Raw genomic sequence first — 6,618 nt, 5'->3', positions numbered from 1 at the left:
ATTTAATTTTATTAAAATTTATATTACTTTTACAAAAACAAAAATATGAAGCTCCCTATTGTCTGTCCCAGTTGTGATCATACCCTGAATGTAAGCAGAATGCAATGTCCCAACTGCAATACGGAAGTCAGCGGTAATTATGAGCTGCCGGTACTTCTGAAAATGAGCCGTGAAGACCAGGACTTCATTCTCAACTTCTTCCTTTCCAGCGGAAGCATCAAAGAAATGGCCAAACAGGCAGAGCTGTCCTATCCTACCATGAGAAACAGGATGGATGATCTTATCGAAAAAATACATCAGCTGAAAAAATAAAACCCATCCCTGAATATGAACTGGAAAATGATTTTTAATCCCTTTGTAAAATTTGATGACAGGCATCTTCTTCTTACCGGCATGCTGTTTTTTGTCCTGAATGTCTTTGGCTGCCATTATGCCGGAAACGTAAACGACAGCATCTTCCACTATTCGCTGCCGGATGCAGATCAGGGATTGGAAGAGATCCTAAAGATCAACAGCCTGAGCTACATCATAGCCATTGCGGTTCTTTTTCTGCTCGGAAAACTCCTGAACGGTAAAACCCGGCTGATTGATATTGCCAACACCGTACTGATTTCCCAGATCCCGCTCATCATCACAATCCCTTTTACCGGCCTTCCTTTTTTCAGAAAAGCTACGGAAAGTATTACCCTAAACACCCAGCATCCTGAAAATTTACCCATTCCGTATGTGGTTCTGGTCAGCATCTGGGGACTGGTCAGCCTGATATTCCTTATCTACAGCATTACCCTGTTGTATAATGGGTTCAGGACGGCAACCAACATTAAAAAGTGGCAGCATATTGTCGTGTTTGCAGCAGTTTCCTTATTTATTATCATGCTCAGTCAGGCTATTTTATAATACAAAATTAAACTTCAATGAAAATCAAACTATTTGCAGTGCTGATCGCATTGGCACAGACTTTCCACGCCCAGGAAATTACAGGTTCCTGGAAGGGAGAACTCAATCTTAGCGGTATGAAACTCCCGCTGATACTGAAGATTACGAAAGAAAACGGCCATTATATTTCGGTCGCCAAAAGTCCCAAACAGAGCGACAGCAGCATTCCGGTAGACAGGACTGCCTTTGCAGATCAGCAGCTCACCTTTGAGATCAACAGCATCAATGCCTCCTACAAAGGGCAATTCAGAACAGATCATTTTGAAGGGATTTTTACACAGCATTCTTTTTCAGTTCCTCTGGCGCTCTACAGAAACAATGATTCAAAGGATACAGAGGTGCAACCCGGAGCACTGAAAAAAACAGTAAATACCGGAAAGATTGATGATTTCCTTAATTATGTGGCTGCAAACAAACAGGCCACCGGCAGCATTTCGATTTTCAGGGAAGGAAAGAAAATGTATCATAGGGATTTTGGTCAGGACCAGCTGTCACCCTTACCATGGAGTTCTTCTACCGGCTACCAGATCGGTTCAGTAAGCAAAATGATCACCGCGGTAATGCTGATGCAATTGGAAGAGCAGGGAAAAATACAACTGAGTGACAGACTCTCAAAATATTACCCTGATGTTCCCAATGCCGGAAAGATCACCCTTAAGCAGATGATGAACCATACCAGCGGACTGGGCGATTATGTGGGGGAACATTACCAATGGCTGTTCGGGAAGTATGTAGGCGACCAGGCAATCCTGGATACCATAAAAAAACAGGGCATAAGCTTTCAGCCCGGTGAAAAGACCCGGTATTCTAATTCCGGTTATTACCTGCTGAGTAGGATTCTGGAAAAGGTTGCACAAAAACCTTATCATATCCTGCTGAAAGAGCATATTACCGGTAAAGCAGGGATGAAAAATACGTTTTCGGTAATGGATCATCCTTCAGACGTTTTCAGGTCCTATGAAAACACCGATGGAAAATGGGCGGAAATCCAGGATTTTGATTTCAGGAACTGTATCGGGTTGGGAGATATTACTTCTACTCCGGAGGATATGAGCATTTTCATCAATGCTCTGTTCAGCAATATGTTTTTAAAGAAAGAAAGCCTTGAGAAGATGCTTCCGGAAAAAGGCCAGTCCTTCGGCTTGGGCATCATGCCCATTCCTTTTTATAACAAAGTCTCATTCGGACATGGTGGCGATACTGCTGGTACACATACTTTCGTTTCCTACAGCCCGGCTGAAAAATATTCTTTTGTCCTTATGGTCAATGGCGAAAAAATGCCGCACAATGACCTGGCCATCGGTATTTTAAGCATCCTGTATGATCTTGAGTACCCTTATCCCCAATTCAGCCAGGCAAATAAAATTCCGGCAACAGAACTTCAGCAGTATGCCGGTGAATACCGTTCCGAAGATATTCCGCTGGGCCTGAAAATATTTGTAAAGGACGGAGTTCTTTTTGCAGAAGGAACGGGACAGCCTTCATTTCCGCTGGAAAACAACGGTAAAAATGAATTTTCCTTTGACAAGGCGGGAATAAAGATACGGTTCATCCCCGGGAAAAAGCAGCTTCAATTATTGCAGGGAGGTGCAACCTATCTTTTCACCGGGAAGTAAATAATTCTGATCATCTCGCTCGAGCCGGAAACTGACCATTTCCGGCTGTTTTGTTTTTAAACATCAGCTGCAGGAATTCTTATAAGACACCTAACAAGTTTAAAAGAAGACAAGAACAACTCATTCACCTGACAGGGCAAAGCTGATTTCCGGCATCAACACTCCGGAACATTAACCGCGATGGCCAGCCCGCCTTCAGAAGTTTCCTTGAACCGGTCATTCATGGACTGGGCAGTTTCCCACATGGTCTGGATCACCTCATCCAGGGTAACTCTTGCTTTTGCAGGATCACTTTCCAGCGCAATATTGGCAGCGGTAATCGCCTTGATGGCTCCCATTGTATTTCTTTCAATACAGGGAATCTGAACCAGCCCCTTTATCGGATCGCATGTCAGTCCCAGATGATGTTCCATGGCAATTTCTGCTGCCATCAGCACCTGACCTACGCTTCCTCCCAGGATTTCCGTAAGCCCTGCAGCTGCCATGGCCGATGAAACCCCCACTTCTGCCTGGCACCCGCCCATAGCTGCTGAAATCGTTGCATTCTTCTTGAATAAGGTTCCGATTTCTCCGGCTACCAGTATAAACCGGGCAATATCGTCGTCGCTGGTGGAAGATGTAAACGCCTGCGCATACATCAGCACTGCCGGGATTACGCCGCTGGCGCCGTTGGTAGGTGCCGTAATGATTCGTCCGAAACTGGCATTTTCCTCATTTACGGCAAGCGCAAAACAGGAAACCCATTTATTGATATTCGTAAAGTTGCCGTCTGTTTCCACAATCAGCCGGAACCACTCATCGATATTCCGGTAGATCTTTTCCCCGAGCAGCTTCCTGTTGATTCCTGCTGCTCTTCTGGAGACATTCAGCCCTCCGGGAAGTACACCTTCCTTATTAACGCCTTTGTAGATACATTCCTTGATCTGCTGCCAGATGTACAGCGCTTCCTGACGGGTTTCCTCCTGAGGCCGCCAGCTTTCCTCATTCATGAGGATCAGATCCGAGATTTTATCGAGTCCGAGCTTATCGCAGTACTTAACAATATCTGAAGATTTATGGCAAGGGTAAAGGGTACGGACACAGTGCTTATCAATCGATTTTTTTTCCTGGCTCATGATGAATCCGCCGCCGACGGAATAGAAATCCTGCCCCAGTTCGGTGCCGTCCTCAAAAACAGCCCTGAAGATCATTCCGTTCGGATGATATTCCAGCGACCTGCTCATGTTGAGAACAAGATGATACCCATAGATAAACGGAATTTCTTTTTCACCACCCAGGTTAAGCATCTGCGTACTTTTGATATGCCCGATCTTTTCGTCGATTCTTGAAGTATTGATGGTTTTGAAATCCTCACCATTTAACCCCAGCATGCCGGCAATATCCGTTCCGTGCCCGATTCCTGTTTTGGCCAGCGAACCGAAAAATTCAAGGAACACTTCCCTTACTTCAGCGATTGATCTTTCCCTTTTGATAATCCTGATAAATGCAGCGGCAGCATTCCAGGGGCCCATGGTATGTGAACTGGAAGGGCCGATCCCCACCTTGATAATCTCAAAAACCGATATTGAGTCCATATAGAAAATTCCTCATTTTTCCTTACCGCAAAGATACACGATAAATTGAAATGGGGAACAGTGAATAGTGAATGGTCAATGGTCAATGGTGAATGGTCAATTTTGCTTCGCAAGTGAATTTCCAGGATGAGGTTAACAATTAAATATTGACCAAAGTGAATGGTGAATTTCACGTTGCAAGTCAATTTTGCTCTGCATGTGAATTTTTGACTGATATAACAATTGACCATTGACAAGCGCAGCGGACTGACTATTGACAAAGCGTGAACGGTGAATGGTCAATTTTGCTTCGCAAGTGAATTCTGCTTCGCAGGTGAATTTTCCCACGGATAAAAATTGACCATTGATCCGTAAGAATTGACCATTGACAAAAAGCAAAGGGTGAGTTTCGCTCCGCCGGTGAATAAAATTGTTCAGAAAACCATATTCCGGAGGAATAGTATCTGTGTAGAAAAGATGCTTTGCTATGAACAGCACGCCATAGGTGTGCTATCTGTTCTATGCAGTGGTGGACACAAGCTTGGAAGCTTGCGCCAGCGGTGAATTACAGACTGAAGTTAAGAATTGACCTTTGATCAGCGCAGCGGATTGACCATTCACAAAAGGCAGACGGTGAATTTCGCCTTGCAGGTCAATTTTGCCCGCAGTTGAATTCATGCTGGTCGGATGATGAGCACAAGCCTGGAAGCTTGCGTCAGCGTTGAATTACAGGCTGATGTTAAGAATTCACCATTGACGAGCGCAGCGGATTGACCATTGACAAAGCGTGAATGGTGAATGGTCAATTTTGCTTCGCAAGTGAATTTTTCAGGCTGAGGTCAACAATTGACCATTGACTAGCGTAGCGGATTTACCATTGACAAACGGCAGACGTTGAACTTGAGTCTGGCTTTCTAATGGGCACAAGCCCGGAAGCTTACACCAACGGTGAATTACAGGCTGATATTAAGAATTCACCATTGACCAGCGCAGCGGATTGACCATTCACAAAAGTCAGACGGTGAATTTCGCCTTGCAGGTCAATTTTGCCCGCAGTTGAATTCATGCTTGGTCGGATGATGGGCACAAGCTTGGAAGCTTGCGCCAGCGGTGAAATACAGACTGAAGTTAAGAATTGACCATTGACCAGCACAGCGGATTGACTATTGACAAAGCGTGAACGGTGAATGGTCAATTTTGCTTCGCAAGTGAATTTTTCAGGCTGAGGTCAACTATTGACCCTTGACCAGCGCAGCGGATTGACCATTCACAAAAGTTAGACGGTGAATTTCGCTCTGCAGGTCAGTTCTGTCCACCGTTGAATTCATGCCGTCGGATGATGGGCACAAGCCTGGAAGCTTACGCCGGCGGTGAATTACAGGCTGATGTTAAGAATTCACCATTGACCAGCGCAGCGGATTGACCATTGACAAAAAGCAGATGGTGAATTTTGTTTCACAGGCAAAACTCAGGCTTTGTTATCAGCTCCATGCCTTGTTTCAATACAGGCTCTCTTCATGCTGCGAGAGATCAAGGCCTCTGCTTTCAGACTCTTCGGAAACCCGCAGCGTGATCATGCGGTCGGTGATTTTATACAGGAAAAGCGATCCGAAGAAGGCGAATGCGGAAACCAGCAGCAGAGCCATCATGTGGTGGGCGAATACTTCAATCCCGCCGTGAAGAAGGCTGGCCTTTTCGCCGTGGGCAAAGATAGCGGTTAAGATCATTCCCATAATGCCTCCGACGCCGTGGCAGGCAAAGACATCTAGCGTGTCGTCAACTTTTTTCAGGGTTTTCCAGTTGACCATCAGGTTGGAAACGATGGCAGAGATAAAGCCGATGAAAATACTTTCCGGAATGGATACAAATCCGCATCCCGGCGTAATGGCCACCAGGCCGACTACAGCTCCGATACAGGCACCCATGGCGGAAACGCTGCGGCAGTTGATCCGGTCAAAGAAAATCCAGGTCAGCATAGCAGAAGCGGAAGCAATCGTTGTGGTTCCGAAAGCAGTAGCTGCAGTAGCATTGGCGCTCAGTGCCGAACCGGCATTGAACCCGAACCATCCGAACCACAGCATTCCTGTTCCCAGCAGGACAAACGGGATATTGGAAGGCTCATGATGCGGCCTTTTCCGGTTGCCGATAACCATGGCTCCGGCCAGGGCAGCGAAACCTGCACTCATATGCACTACGGTGCCGCCCGCGAAATCCTTCACTCCGAAGTATTTATTGAGCAACCCGTCCGGATACCAGACCATGTGGCAGAGCGGGGTGTAAATGAACAGGCTGAACAGGATCATGAACAGAAGATAAGAGATAAAACGTACCCGTTCAGCGAACGAACCGGTGATGAGTGCCGGGGTGATAACGGCAAACTTCATCTGAAATAAGGCGAAAAGGATAAAGGGAATGGTAGAGGCCATGGCTTTGTGCGGCAACACCCCCACTCCGCTGAAAAACGGATAGCTGAGCGGGTTCCCGATGATTCCGTAATGCTCTCCGTCAATGGT

5 protein-coding genes are annotated in these 6,618 nt (G+C 46.1%); 3 read left to right on the top strand and 2 right to left on the bottom strand.

Translation table 11 applies throughout. The features are described 5' to 3' along the window. Positions 1 to 45 precede the first annotated feature (45 nt). From QZ735_RS18370 to QZ735_RS18360, 3 genes are read left to right on the top strand one after another with little or no spacing between them, the layout of a single operon-like run. Complete coding sequence (locus tag QZ735_RS18370) at positions 46 to 312, top strand: DUF2089 family protein (protein ID WP_294251708.1); 267 nt, start codon at positions 46 to 48, stop codon at positions 310 to 312. A gap of 15 nt (positions 313 to 327) precedes the next feature. Next, positions 328 to 897: a Yip1 family protein gene (locus QZ735_RS18365; protein WP_294251706.1), complete on the top strand. Its 570-nt coding sequence runs from the start codon at positions 328 to 330 to the stop codon at positions 895 to 897. 17 nt (positions 898 to 914) lie between these two features. After that, positions 915 to 2,552, top strand: coding sequence for a serine hydrolase (locus QZ735_RS18360; RefSeq protein ID WP_294251703.1), 1,638 nt, complete (start codon positions 915 to 917; stop codon positions 2,550 to 2,552). Between the two features lie 155 nt (positions 2,553 to 2,707). Here QZ735_RS18360 and QZ735_RS18355 read toward each other — a convergent pair whose 3' ends face one another. Together QZ735_RS18355 and QZ735_RS18350 are read right to left on the bottom strand one after the other, a co-directional pair. Beyond that, positions 2,708 to 4,126, bottom strand: a complete 1,419-nt coding sequence (locus QZ735_RS18355; protein ID WP_294251700.1) for an L-serine ammonia-lyase — start codon at positions 4,124 to 4,126, stop codon at positions 2,708 to 2,710. Positions 4,127 to 5,604: 1,478 nt separating this feature from the next. After that, positions 5,605 to 6,618 (bottom strand): ammonium transporter (locus QZ735_RS18350; RefSeq protein ID WP_294251697.1); only part of this gene is annotated, 1,014 nt, incomplete at its 5' end.

The sequence above is a fragment of the uncultured Chryseobacterium sp. genome, from assembly GCF_913776365.1.
GTDB lineage: Bacteria > Bacteroidota > Bacteroidia > Flavobacteriales > Weeksellaceae > Chryseobacterium.
The sequence above is the reverse complement of the archived record's forward strand: the minus strand, read 5'-3'. Positions and strand labels throughout refer to the sequence as shown.

What these genes read in the sequence shown, in the direction of transcription:
- QZ735_RS18370 (WP_294251708.1), top strand. Translation starts at nt 46, where the DNA reads ATGAAGCTCCCTATTGTCTGTCCCAGTTGTGATCATACCCTGAATGTA.
- QZ735_RS18365 (WP_294251706.1), top strand. Translation starts at nt 328, where the DNA reads ATGAACTGGAAAATGATTTTTAATCCCTTTGTAAAATTTGATGACAGG.
- QZ735_RS18360 (WP_294251703.1), top strand. Translation starts at nt 915, where the DNA reads ATGAAAATCAAACTATTTGCAGTGCTGATCGCATTGGCACAGACTTTC.
- QZ735_RS18355 (WP_294251700.1), bottom strand. Translation starts at nt 4,126, where the DNA reads ATGGACTCAATATCGGTTTTTGAGATTATCAAGGTGGGGATCGGCCCT.